This window comes from Nocardia vulneris (assembly GCF_001613425.1).
Taxonomy (GTDB): Bacteria; Actinomycetota; Actinomycetes; order Mycobacteriales; family Mycobacteriaceae; genus Nocardia; species Nocardia vulneris.
Genome location: NZ_BDCI01000015.1, coordinates 142,360 through 163,436, shown reverse-complemented (window position 1 = coordinate 163,436; position 21,077 = coordinate 142,360). Strand labels below are relative to the sequence as shown.

At 68.9% G+C, this 21,077-nt stretch carries 20 protein-coding genes; 13 read left to right on the top strand and 7 right to left on the bottom strand.

What is annotated here, in order from left to right:
* Positions 1 to 93: 93 nt before the first annotated feature.
* Positions 94 to 1,104 carry an LLM class flavin-dependent oxidoreductase gene (locus NVU01S_RS17095; RefSeq protein ID WP_043667172.1) on the top strand — a complete coding sequence of 337 codons (1,011 nt, stop codon included), beginning with the start codon at positions 94 to 96 and terminating at the stop codon, positions 1,102 to 1,104.
* 212 nt (positions 1,105 to 1,316) lie between these two features.
* Complete coding sequence (locus NVU01S_RS17090) at positions 1,317 to 2,444, top strand: monodechloroaminopyrrolnitrin synthase PrnB family protein (RefSeq protein WP_082031938.1); 1,128 nt, start codon at positions 1,317 to 1,319, stop codon at positions 2,442 to 2,444.
* A 31-nt stretch (positions 2,445 to 2,475) separates the two neighbouring features.
* Here NVU01S_RS17090 and NVU01S_RS17085 read toward each other — a convergent pair whose 3' ends face one another.
* Positions 2,476 to 3,243: a GntR family transcriptional regulator gene (locus NVU01S_RS17085; RefSeq protein ID WP_244467168.1), complete on the bottom strand. Its 768-nt coding sequence runs from the start codon at positions 3,241 to 3,243 to the stop codon at positions 2,476 to 2,478.
* A 96-nt stretch (positions 3,244 to 3,339) separates the two neighbouring features.
* Between NVU01S_RS17085 and NVU01S_RS17080 the strand changes: the two genes are divergently transcribed.
* The 8 genes from NVU01S_RS17080 to NVU01S_RS17045 are packed head-to-tail and all read left to right on the top strand — an operon-like array spanning position 3,340 to position 13,191.
* Positions 3,340 to 4,467, top strand: a complete 1,128-nt coding sequence (locus NVU01S_RS17080) for a TIGR03364 family FAD-dependent oxidoreductase (RefSeq protein ID WP_043667175.1) — start codon at positions 3,340 to 3,342, stop codon at positions 4,465 to 4,467.
* Between the two features lie 8 nt (positions 4,468 to 4,475).
* Complete coding sequence (locus NVU01S_RS17075; RefSeq protein ID WP_043667177.1) at positions 4,476 to 5,165, top strand: phosphonatase-like hydrolase; 690 nt, start codon at positions 4,476 to 4,478, stop codon at positions 5,163 to 5,165.
* Between the two features lie 57 nt (positions 5,166 to 5,222).
* Positions 5,223 to 6,296, top strand: a complete 1,074-nt coding sequence (locus tag NVU01S_RS17070; protein WP_043667179.1) for a 2-aminoethylphosphonate ABC transporter substrate-binding protein — start codon at positions 5,223 to 5,225, stop codon at positions 6,294 to 6,296.
* 28 nt (positions 6,297 to 6,324) lie between these two features.
* Positions 6,325 to 7,500, top strand: coding sequence for an ABC transporter ATP-binding protein (locus tag NVU01S_RS17065; RefSeq protein WP_043667182.1), 1,176 nt, complete (start codon positions 6,325 to 6,327; stop codon positions 7,498 to 7,500).
* A complete protein-coding gene (locus tag NVU01S_RS17060; protein WP_052280368.1) occupies positions 7,497 to 8,396 on the top strand; it encodes a 2-aminoethylphosphonate ABC transporter permease subunit in 900 nt (299 codons plus the stop codon). The genes NVU01S_RS17065 and NVU01S_RS17060 overlap by 4 nt, the downstream gene beginning before the upstream one ends.
* Before the next feature lie 3 nt (positions 8,397 to 8,399).
* Positions 8,400 to 9,197 (top strand): ABC transporter permease, encoded by a 798-nt coding sequence (locus NVU01S_RS17055; RefSeq protein ID WP_043667185.1) that lies wholly within the window; start codon positions 8,400 to 8,402, stop codon positions 9,195 to 9,197.
* Positions 9,198 to 9,250: 53 nt separating this feature from the next.
* Positions 9,251 to 9,847: a DUF4126 domain-containing protein gene (locus NVU01S_RS17050; RefSeq protein WP_043667187.1), complete on the top strand. Its 597-nt coding sequence runs from the start codon at positions 9,251 to 9,253 to the stop codon at positions 9,845 to 9,847.
* 56 nt (positions 9,848 to 9,903) lie between these two features.
* Positions 9,904 to 13,191 (top strand): hypothetical protein, encoded by a 3,288-nt coding sequence (locus NVU01S_RS17045; protein WP_043667189.1) that lies wholly within the window; start codon positions 9,904 to 9,906, stop codon positions 13,189 to 13,191.
* 187 nt (positions 13,192 to 13,378) lie between these two features.
* On the opposite strand, the gene NVU01S_RS17040 is transcribed toward NVU01S_RS17045, so the two are convergent.
* Together NVU01S_RS17040 and NVU01S_RS17035 are read right to left on the bottom strand one after the other, a co-directional pair.
* The gene (locus NVU01S_RS17040) at positions 13,379 to 13,735 is read right to left on the bottom strand and encodes a DUF4254 domain-containing protein (RefSeq protein ID WP_043667191.1); all 357 of its coding nucleotides are present in this window, start codon (positions 13,733 to 13,735) and stop codon (positions 13,379 to 13,381) included.
* A gap of 470 nt (positions 13,736 to 14,205) precedes the next feature.
* Positions 14,206 to 14,631: a guanyl-specific ribonuclease gene (locus NVU01S_RS17035; protein WP_043667193.1), complete on the bottom strand. Its 426-nt coding sequence runs from the start codon at positions 14,629 to 14,631 to the stop codon at positions 14,206 to 14,208.
* A 178-nt stretch (positions 14,632 to 14,809) separates the two neighbouring features.
* Between NVU01S_RS17035 and NVU01S_RS17030 the strand changes: the two genes are divergently transcribed.
* Entirely contained in the window at positions 14,810 to 15,670 is an 861-nt protein-coding gene (locus NVU01S_RS17030) for a helix-turn-helix domain-containing protein (protein ID WP_043667196.1), read from the top strand.
* Here the strand turns inward: NVU01S_RS17030 and NVU01S_RS17025 are convergent, their stop codons facing one another.
* Both NVU01S_RS17025 and NVU01S_RS17020 read right to left on the bottom strand, forming a co-directional pair.
* Positions 15,671 to 16,492 (bottom strand): ABC transporter permease, encoded by an 822-nt coding sequence (locus NVU01S_RS17025; protein WP_043667199.1) that lies wholly within the window; start codon positions 16,490 to 16,492, stop codon positions 15,671 to 15,673. It lies immediately after the preceding gene.
* Positions 16,489 to 17,304, bottom strand: coding sequence for an ABC transporter permease (locus NVU01S_RS17020; RefSeq protein ID WP_043667201.1), 816 nt, complete (start codon positions 17,302 to 17,304; stop codon positions 16,489 to 16,491). Before NVU01S_RS17020 ends, NVU01S_RS17025 begins: the two co-directional genes overlap by 4 nt.
* A 235-nt stretch (positions 17,305 to 17,539) precedes the next feature.
* On the opposite strand from NVU01S_RS17020, the gene NVU01S_RS17015 reads away from it, so the two are divergent.
* Positions 17,540 to 18,919, top strand: a complete 1,380-nt coding sequence (locus tag NVU01S_RS17015) for an APC family permease (protein WP_043667205.1) — start codon at positions 17,540 to 17,542, stop codon at positions 18,917 to 18,919.
* Positions 18,920 to 18,984: 65 nt separating this feature from the next.
* The gene (locus NVU01S_RS17010; RefSeq protein ID WP_244467169.1) at positions 18,985 to 19,485 is read left to right on the top strand and encodes a hypothetical protein; all 501 of its coding nucleotides are present in this window, start codon (positions 18,985 to 18,987) and stop codon (positions 19,483 to 19,485) included.
* On the opposite strand, the gene NVU01S_RS17005 is transcribed toward NVU01S_RS17010, so the two are convergent.
* Positions 19,486 to 19,938: a hypothetical protein gene (locus tag NVU01S_RS17005; RefSeq protein WP_043667211.1), complete on the bottom strand. Its 453-nt coding sequence runs from the start codon at positions 19,936 to 19,938 to the stop codon at positions 19,486 to 19,488.
* Between the two features lie 190 nt (positions 19,939 to 20,128).
* The gene (locus NVU01S_RS17000) at positions 20,129 to 21,070 is read right to left on the bottom strand and encodes a phosphotransferase (protein WP_052280369.1); all 942 of its coding nucleotides are present in this window, start codon (positions 21,068 to 21,070) and stop codon (positions 20,129 to 20,131) included.
* Positions 21,071 to 21,077 lie beyond the last annotated feature (7 nt).

The following is a 21,077-nucleotide window of genomic DNA, read 5'->3' as shown; positions in this document are numbered from 1 at the left end:
ACGGCAGCGCCAAGCCACTGCGGAATACCTGCGGACCGTGGTCCGTTTAGGGTGGTAGTTGACATCGACACTACCCAGGAAAGAGGGTCCATCGTGGAATTGGGACTCACGACGTTCGCGGAGCTGTACCCCGTCGGCGATCGGCCCGCGCCGAGTGCGGCCGAGCGGCTGCGCCAGGTGGTCGACGAGGCCGTGGCGAGCGAGCGGGCCGGGCTCGAGGTGTACGGCGTCGGGGAACACCATCGCAAGGATTTTGCCGCCTCCGCACCCGCGGTGGTGCTGGCGGCGATCGCGGCGCGCACCGAACGGATCCAGTTGACCAGCGCGGTGACGGTGCTGAGTTCTGACGATCCGGTCCGGGTGTATCAGGATTTCGCGACCCTGGACGGACTGTCCAACGGCCGCGCCGAGCTGATGGCCGGGCGCGGGTCCTTCACCGAGAGCTTCCCGTTGTTCGGCTACGACCTGAGCGACTACGACGAACTCTTCGAGGAGAAGCTGGCACTGCTGCTGCACCTGCGCGAAGACGGTCCGGTGAATTGGAACGGCAAGTTCCGGGCACCACTGCGCGACGCAATTATCTACCCGCGCACCGACAATCGGCCGCTGCCGGTATGGATCGCGGTCGGCGGTAGCCCGGAGTCGGTGGTCCGCGCCGGCCTGCTCGGCCTGCCGTTGGCCATCGCCATCATCGGCGGCCAGCCCGCCCGGTTCAAGCCGCTGGTCGACCTGTACCACCGCGCTCTCGCCGAAGGCGGCCACGACAAGCAGCCCGTCGCGGTGCACGCGCACGGCTATATCGCCGACAGCGACGAGCAGGCCGTCGCCGACTTCTACGAGCCCTACGCCCTCGCGATGAGCACGATCGGCCGCGAACGCGGCTGGGGAGCGATGACCCGTCCCCAGTTCGAGGCCCTGCGCTCGAAGGAAGGCTCACTGTTCGTCGGCACCGCCGACTACGTCGCCGAAAAGATCGCCGACATCCGTGACACCCTCGGCCTGGACCGCTTCATGCTGCACACCAGCGTCGGCACCCTCCCGCACGAAAAGGTCCTGCACAACATCGAATTGCTCGGCGAGAAGGTGGCACCCCAGGTTCGCTGATCCGCAACCAGCACCGAGCCCTCGACTTAAGGGCTCGGTGAAACTGGTTAAGGCGCAACGATTTCGTTTACCCATCGTTTGCCAGAACAATGATTGACATAGTCGCGGGGCGTTTGTTTGCCTTACAGCACCCAAACATCGGACCGTACTACTGAGACGGCATGGACAAAGATTCGGCGGGTTCATCGCTCGCGGGATCGAGATAGGAACCGATGCCGAGCTCGAGACTGCAGTCACGGCCGCTGACCAGGATGGACAATCCCTACGCGATAAACATCGATGAATTGTCGTGCCGACAGGTAGCGCGCCGCGATCCGCTCGCCGCCGACGCGGTGCTGGCGAATCTTCCGATCATGAATGCGGCGGCCGATCTGCGCCAGCTCGCGACCACGTTCCGCGAATTGCTGTCCCGGGCGCGGGAGAGCGAGTTACCGGATATCGCCGATCGGCTGGCGGCCATGCGGGACGTCGGCATGCTCATGTCGTCTTTGCGCAGACACGGTGTCGAGCCACTCGATGCCGTGCCCGAAGCCGCCGGCGTATTGCTCGCTTGGGGTCATTCCGCGGGCATGGTGCCCCGGGATACCGTGCTGCATTATGGCGCGTGGAATCCGCGGGGCAAGCGCCAGCGGATGTTCCTCGGCGAGCATCAGGAAAGCGTCGTGCTCGATGCGGTCCGCGTGAGCACCCTGCTGATCAGCGAGATCGCGCCGCAGCTGGCGGGTTTGGCCGAACTCCACCCGGACGACACGGCTTTCGGCGAGATCTGCCACGCGGCAGCCGACCAGTTGGAGACCCTGCCGCAGTTGATGAGCGGCCTGTACCGCACCGTCGACCCGCTCGAGTTCTACGCCGCGCGTTTGCGACCGTTCATGGCGGATGTGGTCGTGGCCGACCGCTCGTACTACGGCCCCGCCGCCGTCCACGTGCCGCTGTATCTGATCGACCGGCTCGTCTGGTCGTCCGATCACGGGGGCGTCGGCATGGCGTACTTCCAAGACGATCTGCTGAACTACGGACTCCCCCGGTGGCGGCGGATGTTCGAACACACCACGGACGCCGAATCATTGGTGACCAGACTCGTCCGGGAATTCGACCGCCCCGACGGTCCCCCGTCGACCAAGGCGGCCTACGCCATGGACGGCGTCATCCGAATCCTGGACGGCCTGGTCACTTTTCGCACCAAACACGGCCTGCTCGCCCGCGCCGCCTACACCGACGGCACGCGCTACGCCATGGGCATCGCAGGCGTCAGTCCCGCCGTCCTCGACCACGTCCTCGCCCTCACCCGCCGCTGCGCGGACTGGGCCCGCACCCGCCGCAAAGGCGCCCGAACCTGACCAGCCTCACGACATCAACTGCTACACAGATCTATTCATCGAGGTGGGCTTCGAAGGCGATGCGGTCGCCCCGGTAGAGGCCGCGGACCCGTTCGATGGGGGCGCCGTCGGTGTCGACGCTGCGGCGGTGCAGGAGCAGCAGGGGTAGCGCGGTGGTGCATTCGAGCAGGGCGGCCTCGCGGGGGGAGGCGAGGACGGTTTCGATGCGTTCGGTGGCGCGGCCGAAGGCGACGCCGGCGGCGCGCACCGCCGCGTACAGCGAGGTGGTCGGGTCGTAACTGGTGCGCAGATCGGCGAACCGATGCAGCGGCAGGAAGGTGCTCTCCAGCCCGATGCGTTCGCCGTCGGCGAGCAGCACCCGCTCCAAGTGCATGACCGAAGTGCCTACGGGCACAGCGAGATCACGGGCCACATCGGCATCGGCGGGCACATCGTCCCAGCCGACGAGCAACCGGCCGGGCACGCGGCCGTAACTGATCGCCCCCTCGGTGTAGGAGCGTAACGACAGCGGCTGCACCATTTTCGGGCGCGAGACCACCGTGCCCCGGCCTTGCCTGCGAATCCGCCCTTCCACCAGCAGATCTCGCAGCGCCTGCCGCACCGTTTCCCGCGCGACCTCGAATCGAACGGCCAGATCCCGTTCGGACGGAACCGGATCGCCCTCGTGCAGTTCCCCGAGGATCGCCTCGATCTCGGTGCGCACGCGATAAGACTTCGGCAGCCGATCCGGGAGCGCGAACTCCGCGCGCCCGCCGCCGCCCGCCGCGGCACCGACCCTGCCCACCTCCGTCGCGTCCATGGTCCACAGCGTACCGCAATTGGTCTATACCAATTGTTAACCTGCCGTTCGCGCCACTAACACCCGTTGGTCTAGACCAATGTGCACCATGGTCGCATGCGATTGGTCATCATCGGCGGTGGGATCCTCGGCACCGCGCACGCCCTGGCCGCCGTCCGCCGCGGTCACGAGGTCGTGCAGGTCGAGCGGGAGACCGAGGCGCGCGGCGCCACGGTCCGCAACTTCGGCCTGGTCTGGGTCTCCGGCCGGGCCGCGGGCGAACTCGAGCTGACCCTGCGTTCCCGGCAGCTGTGGGAGGAACTGGGCGGCAAGGTCCCCGGCGTCGGATTCCGTCCCGCGGGATCGATCACGCTGGTGCGCACCCCCGCCGAGCTGGCGGTCGCCGAACAAGCCGTTGCGGACCCGTCGGCCGAAGCGCGCGGTTTCGCGTTGCTCGAGCCCGCCGAGGTACGCGCGATCAACCCCGCGCTGCGCGGCGAATTCCTTGCCGGACTGCATTGTTCGGCCGACGCGGCAGTGGAGTCGCGACAGGCGTTGCCTGCGATTCGCGCCTATCTCGCGGCCACCGGCCGCTACACCTTTCACGCGGGTACCGAAGCCCGGTCGGTCACCGACACCGCGGCCGGTGCGAGCGTGCGCGACGACCAGGGCCGCCGTTTCGACGCGGACCTGGTGCTGGTCTGCCCCGGTGCGGCGCACACCGGACTGACCCGCGAGCTGGCCGGCGTGCTGCCGGTGCGCCGGGTCCGGTTGCAGATGATGCAGACCGCGCCGCTCGGCGAGCCGCTCACCACCGCCATCGCCGACGGCGACAGCTTCCGCTACTACCCCGGCTTCGCGGGCGCGGCGGTCGACACGCTGAATCGGGAGCAGTCCCAATCGGCGACCGCGGCGGAGCACAAGATGCAGTTGCTCTGTGTGCAGCGCTTGCACGGCGGCCTGACCATCGGCGACACCCACGAATACGACGAGCCGTTCGCCTTCGACGTGGACGAGGCGCCCTACGACCATCTCACCGCGGTCACCGAGGAACTGCTCGGACGCGCTCTGCCGCAGGTGGTTCGGCGCTGGGCGGGCGTGTACAGCCAGAGCACCGATCCCACCGCGCTCGTCACCCGCGCCGCGGCCGGCGCACACACCTGGGTCGTCACCGGCCCGGGCGGCCGCGGTATGACCCTCGGACCCGCACTCGGCGAGGAAACCGCCGAACTCCTGAATCTGTGAGGATTACCTTGTCGGACAACACCATTCAACTAGCAGTGCTGGACATGGCGGGCACCACCGTGGCCGACGGCGGCCTGGTGCTGCGCGCGTTCGAGGCCGCCGCGACGGCGGCGGGCATCGCGGCCGAGGGGCCGGAGCGCGAGGCGGCCCGCACCTACGTGCTCGACACCATGGGCCAGTCCAAGATCGCCGTGTTCCGCGCCCTGCTCGGCGCCGAGGACCGCGCCCAGCAGGCCAACCTGGCCTTCGAGGCGGCGTACGAGGCGTTGATCGACGAGGTCGAGATCACCCCGATTCCCGGTGCCGCCGCGGCCATCGGCAAGCTGCGCGGCGCGGGCATCAAGGTCGCACTCACCACCGGCTTCAGCCGCTCGACCCAGGACCGCCTGCTGCGCGCGCTCGACTGGCACGATATCGCCGACCTCACGCTGGCGCCCGCCGACGCCGGACGCGGCCGCCCCTACCCCGACCTGGTGCTCACCGCGCTGCTGCGGCTGCAGGCGGATGCGGTGGATCGGGTTGCGGTACTGGGCGATACGACCAGCGATATCGCCACCGGCCTGGCCGCGGGCGCACAGATCGTCGCAGGCACGCTCACCGGCGCGCACGACGAGGCGCAGCTGCGTGCGGCGGGCGCTACCCACGTGGTGGCCTCGATCGTCGAATTCGCCGAACTGATCCTGGCCGAACACTCCTGACCGGCCCGTCCATTCCTTCGACTCCGACACCCCTCACGAACCGAAAGTTGTAGTCACGTGCGTACTTCCCCCACGCAGACCCGCCTCGCACGCCGCCTGTCCCGGGCCGCGCTGCTCGTCGCCGCCGTCACCACCGTCGCGGCCACCGCGGCCTGCGGCGGCACCGGCACGGACAGCGCGAGCGGCAAGACCGTCACGGTCTATTCCGCCGACGGCGTAGGCAGCTGGTACCAGAACCAGTTCGCCGAGTTCAAGAAGCAGACCGGCATCGCGGTCAACCTGGTCGAGGCCGGCTCGGGCGAGGTCGTCAACCGGGTCGACAAGGAGCAGGCCAACCCGCAGGCCGATGTCGTCGTCACCCTGCCGCCGTTCATCCAGAAGGCGAAAGCCGCTGGGCTGCTGCAGGACAGCGGCGTGGACACCAGCGCCGTCCCGGCCGCGGACAAGGACGCCGAGGGCAAGTACGTCACGCTGGCGAACAACTACCTGTGCTTCATCGCCAACCCCGCGGTCGACGCGAAGGCGCTCACCTGGGACGACCTGCTGAAGCCGGAATTCAAAGGCAAGCTGCAGTATTCGACGCCCGGCCAGGCCGGTGACGGCACCGCGGTCCTGATTCTGTTGCAGAAGTTGCTCGGCAAGCAGGGCGCGCTCGACTATCTGGCCAAGTTGCAGGCCAACAATGTCGGGCCGTCCTCGTCCACCGGCAAGCTGCAGGCCAAGGTCGACAAGGGCGAGCTGAGCATCGCCAACGGCGACGTGCAGATGAACCTGACCACCATCAAGGAGAAGAGCTCGAAGTTCAGCGTGTTCTTCCCGGCCGCGGCCGACGGCAAGAAATCGACCGTCGCGGTGCCGTACGTGATGGGTCTGGCCAAGGGCGCGCCGCATCAGGCCGACGCCAAGAAGCTGATGGAGTTCCTGCTCTCGGCGCAGGCCCAGAAGTCGCTCGGCACAGACGCTTTCGCGGTGCCCGCGCGGGCCGAATTGCGCGAGACCCCGGCCGCCGGCTCGGGCCCGTCGCCGAGTTCGGTGTTGCAAGGTGTCGAGCTGCTGCCGGTCGACTGGGCCAAGGTGCTCACGGATCTGGACGGCGATCTCGCCGCGTACCAGAAGGCCACCGGTAGCTGAAAAGCACTAGCGCACAAGGGAGTCGATCATGTCCACCGGTGACGCGCGGACCGAGTCATCCACCTCAGCCCCGACCACGACACGGGCTGTCGCCGAGCCGGCGATCGTGTTCGATCGGGTCGGCGTCAGCTACCGCAGCGGCCGCAAAACCACAGTCGCGCTGGCCGATTTCACGGTGCGCGTCGCCGCCGGTGAGACGGTCGCCCTGCTGGGACCGAGCGGTTCGGGGAAATCGACGGCGCTCAAAGCCTTGGCCGGTTTCGTCCGGCCGACCTCGGGCGCGGTCCGGCTGGCCGGTCGCGACGTCACCGAACTCTCCCCGGCCAAACGCGGGATCGGCGTCGTCGTACAGTCCTACGCGCTGTTCCCGCATATGACCGTGCACGGCAATGTGGCCTTCGGACTGAAGGCACAGCGCGTGCCGCGCAAGGAGATCGGCGCGCGGGTCACCGAGGCACTGGAGATGGTCGGCATGGGCGCCTACGCCCAGCGACTGCCCCGCGAACTGTCCGGCGGACAGCAGCAGCGGGTGGCGATCGCCAGGGCGCTGGCCATCCGGCCCAAGGTGTTGCTGCTCGACGAGCCGCTCGCCGCGCTCGACGCCCAGCTGCGCCAATCCATGCTCGGCGAGCTACAGCAGCTACGGGCCGCGCTGCCGGACACGGCCATGCTGTATGTGACCCACGATCAAACCGAGGCGCTCGCCCTGGCCGATCGCATCGCCGTCATGCGCGATGCCCGCCTGGTCGACATCGACACCGCCGAAAATCTCTGGCGCCGCCCGCCTTCCGATTTCACCGCAGCCTTCCTCGGCGGCGCGAACCTGCTGTCCTGCACCGTGAACCGGGTGTCCGGCGGCGCGGCCCTGGTCACCGTCGGCACCCGGACACTCCGGGCGGAGGCACCCACACCCGGTGTCGGTCAGGAGAATTGGGCACCCGACTCCCCCGCACTGCTGTGCGTACGCCCGCACACCATTCGGATCGGCGCCCTGTCCGAACGAGACGCGTTGCGCGGCACGGTGATCACCGCGGTCTGGCGTGGTGCCTCGACCCGCTTGCACCTCACGGTCGACGGGCTGGCCGACGAGGTCACCGCCGATGTTCCCGGCCACCTGGAGACGGCGGTCGGCTCGGTCGTCGGGGTCCGCTTCCCCGACCCGGCCGGTGTCCTCATCCCCCGCGCGGTCGGGGCGGACGCATGAGCACGCCTGCGCTGCTCGAACCGATCACCGAGCCGAGCCCGCAACGCCCCGTGCGGCAACGCCACTGGAAGCCGGTGCTGTGGAGCCTGCCGCCGATGCTGGTGGTGCTGGGCATCGCGGTGTATCCGATCGTCCGGGTCCTGGCCGAATCGACTGTGACGCCGACCGGCCGGGGCACCGCGGTGTGGTCGGACGTCCTCGGCTCCGAATCGTTCCGGAACGCGTTGTGGCGCACAGTGTCCATCGCGGTCCTGTCCACCGCGGGGTGCCTGGTGCTCGGCACTTTTCTGGCCATCGTGCTCGCCTTCGTGCCGTTCCCCGGCGCGCAGGTGGTGGGCCGGCTCATCGATACGGTGCTGACGCTGCCGTCGTTCCTGATCACGCTGGCGTTCACGTTCCTCTACGGCACCGCGGGCGCGGTGAACGCGCTGATCGCCGAGCTGACCGGCGGCACCGAGCCGGCACTGGACTTCCTCACCACCCCGCTCGGCGTAATCCTCGCCGAGATCACGTTTTTCACGCCGTTCGTGGTGCGTCCCCTGCTGGCCGCGTTCGCGCAGTTGCCGCGGGAACAGCTCGATGTCGCCGCAAGCCTGGGGGCTTCGCCGTGGCGCGTGTTGCGTCAGGTGGTGCTCCCGGAGGCCTGGCCCGCACTGGCGGCGGGCGGCAGCCTGGTTCTGCTGTTGACGCTCAACGAGTTCGGCATCGTGCTGTTCACCGGCGCGAAGGGCGTGCTGACGCTGCCCGCGCTGATCTACACGCGCGGCATCGTCACCTTCGACCTGCCCGGCGCCGCGGTCCTCGCCTCGGTGCAGGTGCTGTTGTCGCTCACGCTCTACATCGGTTACCGGCTCGTGTTCGCCCGGTTCACCGGTGCCGCCAGGAAGAAGGACTGAATCATGCTGGTGTGGACGGAAAAGGGCAGAGCCGTCGTGCTCGCGGCGTTCGCGCTCGTCGTACTCGTAGTGTTCGTTGCCCCGATCGCGACGGTGGCGGCGGCCGCGCTGGCGGGCAGCTGGACCGGCCCGCTGCCCTCGGACCTCGGCTTCGCCAACTTCGGGCGGGCGCTGTCCGGCGAGCAGGCGGCCAGTCTCTCGGTGAGTCTGCAGACCGCATTGCTGGCCGGCGCCGTCTCGCTGGTGCTCGGCACGTGGGCGGCGCTGGCGGCGCGCGAGGCACCCGGCTGGTGGCGGCGCGGCACCGACGCCGTGTTCCACCTGCCGGTCGCGGTCCCGTCGGTCGCCATCGGCCTCGGCGTGCTGATCGCGTTCAACGAGCGGCCCGTCCTGCTCGGCGGCACGAAATGGATTGTCATCCTGGCACATTCGGTGCTGGTGCTGGCGTACGCGTTCAGCGCGGTGTCGGCCGCGCTGGATCGGATCGACCCTGGTTACCGGCAAGCCGCCGAGTCGCTGGGCGCGGGACCGGCCAGGGTCCTGTTCCAGGTGACGTTGCCCTTGCTGCTGCCCGCCCTCGGCGCGGCCGCGGGCCTGGCCGTCGCGCTGTCGATGGGCGAACTCGGCGCCACCATCATGGTGTACCCGGCCACCTGGAAGACGCTGCCGGTCAGCATCTTCGCCCAGACCGACCGCGGCGAGGTCTTCGACGCCGCCGCGAGCACCACCCTGCTCGTGCTGACCACCCTGGTGGCGCTGATCCTGCTCGGACGGATCCGCGGCCGCGCGACCCTGCGCTGACCCGGCCCGCGTTGGTCCCGGCCGGTGCGGGCCGGCCGACCTAGGATGGCGAGGTGACCGCACTTCCGTTGATCTTCACCGCGGGCTGGGCGAGCGGGGTGAACGCGTACGCCGTCGTCCTGTTGCTCGGCCTCTTCGGGCGCACCGGCCTCGCCGATTCGGTGCCCGCGGCGCTGCAGCGGACCGATGTGCTGATCGCCGCCGCGGTGCTGTTCCTGATCGAGGCGGTGGCGGACAAGATCCCGTACCTGGACTCGTTCTGGGATGCGTTCCACACCGTGGTGCGGCCCCTCTCGGGCGCGGTGGTGGCGGCTTTGATTGCGGGACAGGACGGTTCGCTGCCGGAGCTGGCGGCCGGCGCGGTCGGTGGCTTCAGCGCGCTGGCCAGTCATCTGGTCAAGGCGGGCACGCGGATGGCGATCAACACCTCGCCGGAGCCGGTCAGCAATGTCGTGGCGAGCACCGCGGAGGACACCGCGGTCGCCGGGATCGTCACGCTCGCGATCTTCCATCCGATCCCGGCGGCGATCATCGCGGGCGTGCTGCTCGTACTCGGCTTGGTCGTGGTGGCCTTTCTCGCCACCCGCATCCGCCGCTATCTGCGCCGCCGCCGCGAGCGCAGGGCGGCTCGGCACGCGCCCGCGATCTGATTCCCCAACCCCGTCAGCTCCCACCCAGCGGTATCCGAAAGGCGGGCCGTCGAACCATGGCAGCACCGGCGACAAAACTCCTGAAGGACCTCGAACCGCTGGCCGCGCCGCAGCGCAGGCGCGCGGTCGCCGGCACGGCCCTGCGCCTGAGCGGTACACCCGAACTCGGTGCGCTGCTCGGCGACCTCGGGACGCGCGGCCACTACGAACGCGTCCTCGCCATCCAGCTGGCCACGATCGCCGCCGACCGCGACCACCTACTCGCGCAACTCGATTCGGCGGAAGCGGAATTCGGCTGCCGCGCGCTCGCCGGACTGGTGCGCGTCGGCGTCGCCCCGGCGGAACTGGTCGCGCGGGTGCCGCGATTGCCGCAACGCGTCCGGCGCACGCTGTATCGCGCGATCGGGCGTCGTTCGGCCGACCCGGATCTGGCCGATGCGCTATTGCCCGAGATCAGAACACATTTCGGCGATGCGGAAGCGGCGCATATCCTGCCGTACTGCTCCGCGGCGGTGGTCGCCGAGTATCTGCCACAGCTCGACTACGCCACGCCGAATTGGCGCACGCTGCACCGCAAACACTCCGATCTCGTGCTCGGTCATTTGGCGGGCCTCGCCGCGCTGGCCGGGGAAGCGGAGTGGCCGCACCTGTGGCCGTGGATCGCCGCGGGCGCCGACACCGGCGCACGGCGCCACCCGGACCAGCTGCTCGCCCTCGCCGCTCGCGCGGTCCGGTATGTGCCGCTCACCGGACTGCACCGCATCGTCGGCGCACTGGCCAGGCACGACGTGGCCGCGGTCGGCGCTTTGATCCTGCATCCGAGTGGGCGCGGCGCCGGCCTGACCGGACGTGCCCTGTTCACCGCGTTGCGCGAACTACCCGACGACCGGCTGATCGCCTTGTGCGCCGCCTATCCCGACCACCAGCGACGGGCCTTCCTGCGCACGCTGGCACCGGCGCGGCGGGCCGCGGTGATCCAGGTGTTCATCCGGCCCGGCACCGACCCCGCACAGGTCGATCTCGACGCGCTGGACCAGGTGCCCCGAAACGAGCGGACGGCACTCGTCCGGCTGCTGCTCGCCAAGCACGGCGGCACCGAGGTTCGAGCCGTCCGCGAGCGCTTGATCGCCCGCCTGCCGTGGGACGAGGCCGAACCCGCACTCCGCGAGAGCATTCGCCGACCGACGGCCGAGGAGCGCGCGCAGGCCTATCCGCTGCTGGTGACCGCCGCGCTCGGCAGCCGCGATCCCGCAGCGGTCGGCGCGCTGCTCGACCTGCTACGTAGGCTGCGCAACGAGCAGGACCCGGTGCGGCGCAGCGCGTTACAGGCGATCGGCCGTATTCCGCCCACGCTGCTGCGCAGCGCCCACCTGCCCGCGCTGGAAATGCTGACCGCCGACGCCGTACAGGCACGGGACCGGTCGTCCGCGACCATCGACGCCGTCGGCCGGATCGCCCGCACGCTGCTCGTGCACGGAGCCCGCACCGGCGAAAACGCCTTCGCGGACGCCGCGCTGCGCATGATCGAAAGGCTTGCCGCGCACGAGAGTTCGGTGCCGCTGTGGCAGCTGTATCGGGACCTCCCGCACGGCGCGGAGCACCGCCTCTTCGATACCCTGCGCCCCCGGCTCGACAGCGCCGCCGCCCGCGACGAGTGGGATCTCACGCTACGCCTCGCCCAGGGCCTGGACCGGCGCGCCTGGCAGGTCCCGGCGTTGCAGCAGTTGCTCTTACGCGCCTGCGGGGCGCGCGACGACCACGTCATCCGTACCGCCGTCGATCTGGTGCTGGCGAACCCGGCCACCCGCGACGAGCACCTGGCCGTCCTACTGCACCGAGACCGTTCCCTCATCGCACTGCCCCGGGTGCGGCAGTTGATCGCGACGCGCCGCACCGACCTGCTCGGCCTGGTCCTCGCCGGGGCGAACCCGGGCCGCTTCGGTTCGCCCACAGTGCGTATGGTGCCGGACTTCTCGACAGGATTCGCGGGATGGACGCCGCGACAGCTCGAGCTGTATGCCCGAGCGCTCACCGCGCTGGCGCGGTCGAAGCAGACCGCACCGTGGGAGAAGGCTTGGGCGATACAGCGTCTGGGCCGCCTGCCCGAGAGCGTCGCCCGCCTGCGCGGCTATCTGGACCACCCGGAACTCACGGTGGCCGAGGCCGCACTCACCGCACTCGGCCGCAGCGAGCAGGCCGCGGCCGCCATCGACGTACTCGGCGGCTACGTGACCGGCGACCGCGCCCGGGTCGCGGTGAGCGGCATGGCTTCCCGCGCCAGGAGCATCGCCCCCGACCGGCTCGCGGCGGCCTTGCGACCGCTGCTGGACGCCCCCAAGGTCACCTCCGTGAAAGAGGGGGTGCGCCTGCTGGCGGCGTTGCACGCGCCGGAAGCGATGGCCACGCTGCGGGCGCTCTGGGATCGCCCCGACCAGCACCGAGACGTGCGGCGTGCCATCGTCTTCGGCTGCCGTTGGCTGCTGCGGCACGACGAGGCCTGGCAGATTCTGGACGCAGCCGTACGGCTGCCCGAGGTGGCGAGTGAGGTGCTCGCTCGCACCCCTGGCGAGCTTCCGGTAGCGCAGCGGCATCGCATGGCCGAACTCGTCCACACGGTGGCCGCGGACCCGGATACCACGCTCTCCGGCACGGCGCTGCGGGTGCTGGGAACCTGGCACCGCTGGGCGCCCGCCGAAACCGGTGACCTCTTGGTGCGCAGGCTGACCGACCTCAGCGAGGTGGGGTTGTGGCGGCAGGTGGTGCCCGTGCTCGTGCGCGGCGGTTTCCACGCACGCATTCCGGCGGCCGTCGATCGGCTGCTCGCCTCAGCGGATCATACTCTGGCCGATCGCGATCTGCCGGCGCGCCAGCGACTCTCGACCTTGCTCGACGCGCTGGCCGGCGCCGCCGAACGTTCCGAGCAGGCGCGCACGATCGCCGCGACCGTCGCCGCACGGCTCGCGCACGAGCCCGGCTGGCAACGCGCGGCCATAGATCTGCGGCTCACGCGGATCCAGTGGGCCGAAGCGGATGCCGGGGTGCTGGCCATCCGGCAGGCCTGTGCGCACGCGCACGGCGCACTGCTGACCTACCCGGCGCAACGGCTGCGGTCCCGGCTGGCGGCCACCCCGAATGTCGTTGACGCGGACACCATGGCAGCGGTGGTACGCGCCGTGTCTGCCGACTCGACGGCGGCGGCCCTGTGTGCGCTGACGTTGATCACGCAGTGCGGCACTCACTTCGGCTGGAGCGCGGACTGGACCGAACTACTCGCCCGAATGCGGACGCACGAGCAGGAGGATGTGCGGTTCGCCGCCCACGAGGTCTTCACTGTTGCGGAGTGATTGCGGAAGACGGGGTTTCAGCGGGCGTGCCGCGCCAGTCGACCACGCGGCACGCCGGGCGAGGCGCCCCGTTGCGCCCGCCGTCACTGTGCGACAACGTGAATGCCCGGGCGAAATCACTGGTCGGATGATTGCGCCCGGCACGTCGCCTATAGGGCTGTGACGCCGTCGGGTCCGAGCGTCACTTTCACGAAGGCAATCGACGGCGGCCACCGGCCACGTCGGTTACCAAATCAGTGTACCCGTCAACGAGTTCGGCCAAGTGGTACCAATGTTTATGGGTATTGTCGCTGCGCGCGCCCTCGGCGTCGATGGCTTGATTGGCGTCCACCCAGCTGCGGGCCATTCGGTCCACCACCGCGCCGAGGCTTTCGGTGTGCAGCGACGCGCCATTGCGATGCCAGGGTATCTCCTTGCCGATCCAATCGTTGATATCGTCGACCAGTTCGCTTCTACGGCAGTCGATTTCAATGATCAGAGCGGAGTCTCCGACCTGTCGCCGCCGAGCATGTAGCTCGGCGAGCGCATGTGCCGAACGCAGCATTTCCCGGTCCTGGAAACGGCGCCCCTGAAAGGCACACAACAATTGCGGAGCAGTCGGCAGTACCCCCACCGTTGGCGCACTCATGCCTCCACCCCGACTTCACCCGACACCAACGCGCTTTGTACCAACATAATTGGCTCTCGATTCGGTTATCCCGGTCATCGGATCGGTTGTTCACAACTAGGCTAGCTGGATCATGCTCTTACAGATGCAAGAACGCAAGAGTGCGTCCGCATTGCTGCACCAACTGTGTCCTACCGCCGTTTCACCGCCCATCCCCGCACTGCCCCAACAACTTCGACCCCTCGGTGGCAGCGCCGGGACCAGCCATTTCATCTAATAGACCGATCGGCCTGGCTACGATCGCGCAATCACGAGCTACCAACCGGTCCGTCTCTGAATGGACACAAAACGGGCTCGGAAGCCGAAGCTTTCGAGCCCGTGGGGGAATCGGTGCGGGGAACCGGCGTTCAGCGCATTCTGGTGAAGGTCGCGTAGTGGTCACCGGTGTACCAGGCGGAGTGGTCGCTGCCGGTGACTATTCGCTCGGCATCGCGGTTGTGGCCCGGCTGTTTGATATTGACGTCCCACTCGCGGTACGCGATCGACTTGTCTGCCGCATCGGTGCGGGGCAGGGTGCCGTCGCGGTTCTGCCAGGTGCCGCCGCCCTTGGTGCCGGAACCGTCGTTCGGCGGCCAGGTGCCCGCGTCGATGCGCGCGAGCGTGTCCCAGGCTCGCTGCGGAACGCCGGCGCCGACCAGCGTGATCGAATCGGCAGGCACCGGCCGTGCCACTTGTTGCGCACCCGTCGACAACCCGAGCACCAAGGTCAGGCCCGCCACCAGCGCGGCAACGGTGATCCCGACACGCTTCGCTATCGATGCCACCCCAGTCATAGGCGCAGAACCTACTGCCCCGAACCGAACACCAGGTTTCCGCAGGTTTCCGTGCGGTGAAGATTGGGGTGCCGAGGGCGGGCATGAAATGTCATGTGTGCCCGCAAACCTCGGTTCCGCGCAGGATGGAACGGGGTACGCTCTGATTTTCGCTGGCGCACATCGGAGGGATGTTGTCATGGCAGGCAAGCGCACCGTCCTGACCGTGCGATTGCGCAGATTGGCCGCGATGCTGCACGAGATGCGCGAACACGCCGGACTCAGCAAAGAAGAGGTCAGCGCGAAGACCGGCATCAACGTCACCACGCTGTATCGGATCGAGACCGCGCAGGCTCGGCCGCAACGGCGCACCCTGCAGGCGATGCTCGATCTGTACGGCGTGAGCGAGGAACAGCGCGACGACGCCGGCGAACTCCTGTCGGACGCACTCAAGCCCGGGATGTCCCGGGCTTACGAGGGCAGCGTCTCCGAGGTCTACGCGGCCTACATCAACTTCGAGGCCGAGGCGCTGTCCGCGCGGCACTACCAGACCTCCACCATTCCTGGATTACTGCAAACCATGGAGTACGCGACCGCGGTGATCGACACCTCGATGCCGAAGGTGGAGGCGTCGGTGATGGAGGACCGCGCTCGCGCCCGGATGGACCGTGCCGCCAACCTCACCAAGGACGAACCGCTCGAGCTGTGGGTGGTGATGGACGAGGCGGCGATCCGGCGCACCGTCGGCGGGCCCGCGGTGATGCGCGGCCAGCTGGACCGGCTGCTCCAGGAAACCAAGCGCAAGAACGTGATTCTGCAGATCCTGCCGTTCGACGCGGGCGCCCACCCCGGCATGGCGGGCTCGTTCACGCTGCTCGACTTCCACGACCCGGCCGATCCGGAACTGGTCTATGTGGAGGGCATCGCGGGCGACGAGCTGATCGAGGGCCATCCCGAGATCCGGCGCTTCGGCGTGATCTTCGACCAGTTGCGGGCCATGGCTCTGAGCCCCCGTGATTCCGCGGCGATGATCACCGACGCCGCGGGCAAGATGGGCTGACTAGGCGCGGCTGGCCCGGCGGTAGCCGACGGCCGCGGGCACCGCGAACAGCACGATCGCCCCCACCGACCACGCCACCGTGGCCAGCAGCGGCGCACGGACCGCACCGCCGAGGGACAACCCGCGCATCGCGTCGATCGCATAGGTCATCGGTTGATGCGCGACGATCGGCTGCGCCCAGCGCGGATACGCGCTCAGCGGCGCGAAACCCGTGCTGAAGAACATCATCAGCGACGAGCCGAGCGAAACCGCCTCCACCAGAGCGGTTTTCGCGGCGCACACGGCGACGGCGGTGACCAGTGTCGCGAAGCCCAGCCCGTAGAGCAGCGGCACGCCGAACAGCGCGAGCCCGGCCAGGACACCCTGCTCGAAGCGAAACCCGAGCAGGACCCCCACGGCGAACAACACCGTGGTGCACAGCAGGATTCGCACCGCCTCGGCGAGGATCCGGGACGCCAAGCCGGACGCCCGGTGCACCGGCAGCACCCACAGCCGAGCCAGCAGTCCTTGGTCGCGCTCCCGCCCCAGCGTGATCGCGCCGGCCAACGAACCGGACATCACCCCCACCAGGGCCACCATCGGCACCGAACCATACAGCGCGCTGTCCCCGGCGAAGACCGAGATCTGCTTGCCGAGCACGGTATTCAACACGATCAGCAGCAGCGCCGGGAACACCAGCGACTGCACCGTCGTCAACGGATCACGCCCCCAGCGCAGCAGCAGCCGACGGGCCTGGATGAGGGTATGCGGCACCAGCAGTCGCCAGGTCTCGGTCCGGCCGGGCACCACCGGCAATGCCGCGGCGACGCGAGTTCCGGTCATCCCGACCTCCGCATGGCGACCACCGCACCGAGCCCACCGAACACCACGAAAAGGCCGGCCGTCCACGCCAATCCGGGCCCGAGCACCGGCCAGCTCACGACACCGGCGTTGCCGCTCGGATCACCGGCCAGCGCGCGCATCGCGTAGACGAACTGGGACACGGGCTGGTTGCGCGCGAATCCTTGTAGCCAGGAGGGGAATTGGTGAGCCGGTGCCAAACCCGTCGACACCAGACCGAGCACGAGCTGCGGAAAGATCAGCGCCTGCGAGATCGCCTCGGGCTTGGCGACGATACTGCCGATCAGGTCGGCGCCGAGGGTGAGCGCCAACGCCACCAGCAGCGCGAAAACGATGAAACCTGCCGTCTCCAGCCGACTTCCGTAGAAGCGCACGCCGATCACCCAGCCGCATACCAGAGCGACGGCCAACGAGACGACGGCACGATACAGCGCCGCGGTGGTCCGTGCGGCCAACGGCACCGCGGCCGGCATCGGCAGCGACCCGAACCGCACGGTGAGCCCGTCTCGAGCGTCGGACGCGGCCCGGAACGCGGCCGAGGTCGCGCAGAACGCCACCGCCTGCATCACGATCATCGGCAGCAGGAACTGCGCATAACTGCTCAGCCCGTGCCCGTATCCGCTCATCACCAGGTTCAGCGGCACATAGAACCCGAGGGTGAACACCGTGGGCGCGACCACCGCGGTAACCAGCTCGCCGTTGCGCCACGAAGGCCGCACCAACCGGCAGGTCAGTACCCACCACTGCGCCACCGCGCCGAACCGCGGCCGCGGTGCCACCGTGGGCAGGCTCATCCGTACGCTCTCATCCCGCGACCGCACCCTTTCATCCTGCGGACAACCGCACCGGTTCCCGGGGAACCCGCCCTCGGTCCGCATGTCGCGGACGGTTGTCTAAGGGATACCGAGACAGCAGGCGATCCGGTTCACCAGCCGGGCCAGGTTGCGGCGAAAGCCGGATTCGGTCGACTATTTTCACCTGGTTCTGGGTACTTCATCCATCTGTCACACAGAGATCGGGAGGGGAACCATGGCCGACACAACCGCCGAGCGGGCCGCCGAGCCGGAGCTGAAACGGGTGATGGGCCCGGGCTTGCTGCTGCTGTTCGTGGTGGGCGATATTCTCGGGTCGTCGATCTACGCACTCACCGGCAAAGTCGCGAACGAGGTGGGCGGCGCGGTCTGGGTGCCGTTCGTGGTCTCGTTCCTGGTCGCCCTGGTCACGGCGATGAGCTATCTGGAACTGGTCACCAAGTATCCGCACGCGGCAGGCGCGGCCCTCTATACGCACAAGGCTTTCGGCATCCAGTTCTTCACCTTCATGGTGGCGTTCGCGGTGATGAGTTCCGGTATCACCTCCGCGGCGACGGCCTCCCGGGCGTTCGGCGCCAACTTCTCCGCGGCCTTCGATCTGGACCTCGGCCCGGGCGCGGTGATCACGCTGATCGCGCTCGGCTTCATGCTCCTCGTCGCCGCGATCAACCTGCGCGGCGTCAGCGAGGGCGTGAAGCTGAATGTGGTGCTCACCTGCATCGAGCTGACCGGCCTGCTGATCGTCATCGGGATCGGCTGCTGGGCGCTCGGCGTCGGGGACGGCGATTTCAGCCGGATCACCGAGTTCGAGACGGGCGACCGGACCGCCGTCGGCGGCGTCATCGCGGCCACCACCCTGGCGTTCTACGCGATGGTCGGTTTCGAGGACTCGGTCAACATGGCCGAGGAGTGCAAGCAGCCGAGCCGGATCTTCCCGAAGGTGCTGCTGGCCGGCCTCGCCATCACCGCCCTCATCTACGTGCTGGTGTCCATCACCGCGGTGGCCCTGGTGCCGATCGCCGAGCTCGGGCAGGGCGACACCCCGCTGTTGCAGGTGGTGAAGGTCGGCGCACCCGCGTTTCCGACCCATGTCTTCGCCTACATCAGCATGATCGCCGTGGCGAACACCGCGCTGATCAACATGCTGATGGCCAGTCGCCTGCTCTACGGGATGGCCAGGCAGGGCGTGCTGCCCCGGCAGCTCGGCCGCGTCCATTCGGGGCGGCGCACGCCGTTCGTGGCGATCCTGTTCACCACCCTGCTCGCGCTCGGCTTGATCGCGTTCGTCGGCGAGGTGCCCGAACTCGGCGGGACCACGGCGCTGCTGCTGCTCGCGGTGTTCACCGTGGTCAATGTCGCCGTGCTGGTGCTGCGACGAGATCCGGTCGCGCACGAGCATTTCCGGACGCCGACCGCGCTGCCCGTCATCGGGGCGGTGACGTGCGGATTCCTGGTGACACCGTTCACCGATCGCAATCCGCAGCAGTACGTGATCGCCGGCATCCTGCTCGGTATCGGCGTCGTGCTCTGGGGTGTGAACCACTTCGCGATCAAGCATCTGCACGCCGAACCGTCCACCGCGGAACCGTCCGCGTAGTGGTCGATCCGACGGCCCGGATCAGCGGGTGACGCGAAGCGAACCGGTGGGTAATGTGTGCCGAGATGACCAGCATGGACGCTCGTTTCGGTGATGCCACCCGAACCGTGCCCCTCCCCAACCCGTGGGATCTGTCCGCGTACCTCGCCGCCGTCGCCGCGCATCGGGGGCGCTCCATCACCCTGCACACCGCGCCGAAGGCGTTGCTGCACGAGATCGGTTGCGGCGCCGGGGGTCTGTGGGTCGCGCGCACGCACGACGACATCATCGTCCGCGACAGCGAGGCGACCGGACGCAACGCCGACCACATCGTCCTGCACGAGGTGGGACACATGCTGCTCGGTCACGGCGAGCAGGAGCCGGCGCACACCGATCCGCTGCCGCCGTCGCTGGCGCTGCTGCTGCCGGCGATGTCCCCGCGATCGATCAAACATGTGCTGGGACGCAGCGATTTCGGCGAGGAGCGCGAGCGCGAGGCGGAGGTGTTCGCCGATATGACGATGGTCTACGCGACGTTGCCACGGCGGCGGGCTCGCTCGTTCCGGTTGTTCGGCCGCGGCCGGTAGTCATCGGTCGTCGTAGGGATCGTCCGGTAAGCGGCGGATGCCGTGGCGCAGGTCCTCCACCAGCTGCTGGTAGCCGGCGGCCAGCGCTTCGATGCGCACCCACGCGTCGTAGAAGACGGCTTCCGGGGCATAGGTCAGTGCGGTGCTCGCCTGCGCGGTCATCTCGGCGAGTCGATCCACCAGCCGGCCGACCGTTTCGGGATGTTCGACCGCGGCGAGTTCCGGAACCGGGGTGGCCAGGGTGACCCAGCGATCGATGGTGCGCACCAGCTGGATCCGCCGCCGCTCGATCTTGATCGACTCGGCGGCCGGGGTGCGTTCGCGCGCCAGGTGCAGCTGCGCCAGTTCACCCGCGGCCTCCAGCATCGGGTGGTCCGCGTGCGGAAACCCCCGCAGCGCCGCCAGCAGCAGGTACTTGCCGGGGATGACCCGGTCGTTACCCGAACGGTTCACGTCAGCGGCGCCTGACACACATCGATAGCGTGAACGAGAGTGCCCCCCTCCACGTCGTTTTCACCCACTTCCGTCGGTCCGACACGCAGCATTCGCCCAGCTCCCCACCAGTCGGCCGCACGTGCACCGGGCTTCGGCTAACTCGGAGTGACCACACCTTAATCTGCCACTCGGAAGTAATTTCCTGGGGCTATGCCCAACCGACGCGCCGCCGCAGCCAATCCCGGGCAAGTCCGGCGAAACGTCGTTGATGCGTGCGCAGCTTCGGCGAACTCGATATCACGGGCTTGCGTGAGTTGGTGGCCCAGTATCCACCCATCGCGCAGAGCACCGCATCGATGGCCCCCGGATCGACCGCGGCGGTAACCGGGTGGGTCGCGATGATCGGGTCGGGATCGACCCCGGCGGCCGCGAACGACGGTGCCAGCAGGACCAGGTCGACCCAGGCCGCGCCCCGGCAGGCCCACGCCCAGTCGACCACGAGCACCGCCGCGTCCGCCCGCCGCAGCAGATTGCTCGGACTCAGATCGGTGTGCAGCAGCGTTTCCCCGGAAGCGGCTGCGAGCCAAGTCTTTTCGAGTGCGGCGAGCCGGTCCAGGTGCCGCAGCGACCAGTCGTCCAGGTCAGTGGGTGGGCCCTGCTCGGCGAAGGTGCGCCACCCCACGAACGCCGAGCCCAGCGCGTCTGCGATGGTCGGCACGTGCGGTACCGGGTTCGGTGTCAGCACCTGCGCCATCCGGCCGAGGGTGCGCAGCACATCGGACGCCTCCCCCGGGTCGGCCAACCGCGGATGCGCGCCCTCGACCTCGTCGAACGCCGCGACGAACCAGCCGGCGATCTCTTCGCCGAACCGGCATCGCGGCGTCGGCACCCGCTCCGGCAAACACAACGCGGTCCGCGCCTCCGACCGGTACGCGGTCGCGAGATCGTCCGCGGCATCGATCGCCTTCACGAAAACTCGCGCGCCGTGTGTCAACCGCACCCTGGCCGCAAGTCCGTGACTGAATCCGCCGCGCTGGCCGACGGCGCGCAGCACCGTGCCGCCGAGCCGTTCCTCGATGCCCGCGCGGACCTCGTGCGGCAGCTGCCCCCAGTCGATCCGGAAGGCGGTGTCCTCCTCGATGCCGGTCATGCCGACA

Coding starts and splice junctions, on each gene's coding strand:
- NVU01S_RS17035 (WP_043667193.1), bottom strand. CDS start 14,631: ATGACTGGGGTGGCATCGATAGCGAAGCGTGTCGGGATCACCGTTGCC.
- NVU01S_RS17010 (WP_244467169.1), top strand. CDS start 18,985: ATGACCAGCATGGACGCTCGTTTCGGTGATGCCACCCGAACCGTGCCC.
- NVU01S_RS17090 (WP_082031938.1), top strand. CDS start 1,317: ATGCCGAGCTCGAGACTGCAGTCACGGCCGCTGACCAGGATGGACAAT.
- NVU01S_RS17020 (WP_043667201.1), bottom strand. CDS start 17,304: ATGAGCCTGCCCACGGTGGCACCGCGGCCGCGGTTCGGCGCGGTGGCG.
- NVU01S_RS17080 (WP_043667175.1), top strand. CDS start 3,340: ATGCGATTGGTCATCATCGGCGGTGGGATCCTCGGCACCGCGCACGCC.
- NVU01S_RS17045 (WP_043667189.1), top strand. CDS start 9,904: ATGGCAGCACCGGCGACAAAACTCCTGAAGGACCTCGAACCGCTGGCC.
- NVU01S_RS17030 (WP_043667196.1), top strand. CDS start 14,810: ATGGCAGGCAAGCGCACCGTCCTGACCGTGCGATTGCGCAGATTGGCC.
- NVU01S_RS17025 (WP_043667199.1), bottom strand. CDS start 16,492: ATGACCGGAACTCGCGTCGCCGCGGCATTGCCGGTGGTGCCCGGCCGG.
- NVU01S_RS17000 (WP_052280369.1), bottom strand. CDS start 21,070: ATGACCGGCATCGAGGAGGACACCGCCTTCCGGATCGACTGGGGGCAG.
- NVU01S_RS17055 (WP_043667185.1), top strand. CDS start 8,400: ATGCTGGTGTGGACGGAAAAGGGCAGAGCCGTCGTGCTCGCGGCGTTC.
- NVU01S_RS17060 (WP_052280368.1), top strand. CDS start 7,497: ATGAGCACGCCTGCGCTGCTCGAACCGATCACCGAGCCGAGCCCGCAA.
- NVU01S_RS17085 (WP_244467168.1), bottom strand. CDS start 3,243: ATGGACGCGACGGAGGTGGGCAGGGTCGGTGCCGCGGCGGGCGGCGGC.
- NVU01S_RS17065 (WP_043667182.1), top strand. CDS start 6,325: ATGTCCACCGGTGACGCGCGGACCGAGTCATCCACCTCAGCCCCGACC.
- NVU01S_RS17015 (WP_043667205.1), top strand. CDS start 17,540: ATGGCCGACACAACCGCCGAGCGGGCCGCCGAGCCGGAGCTGAAACGG.
- NVU01S_RS17040 (WP_043667191.1), bottom strand. CDS start 13,735: ATGCTGCGTTCGGCACATGCGCTCGCCGAGCTACATGCTCGGCGGCGA.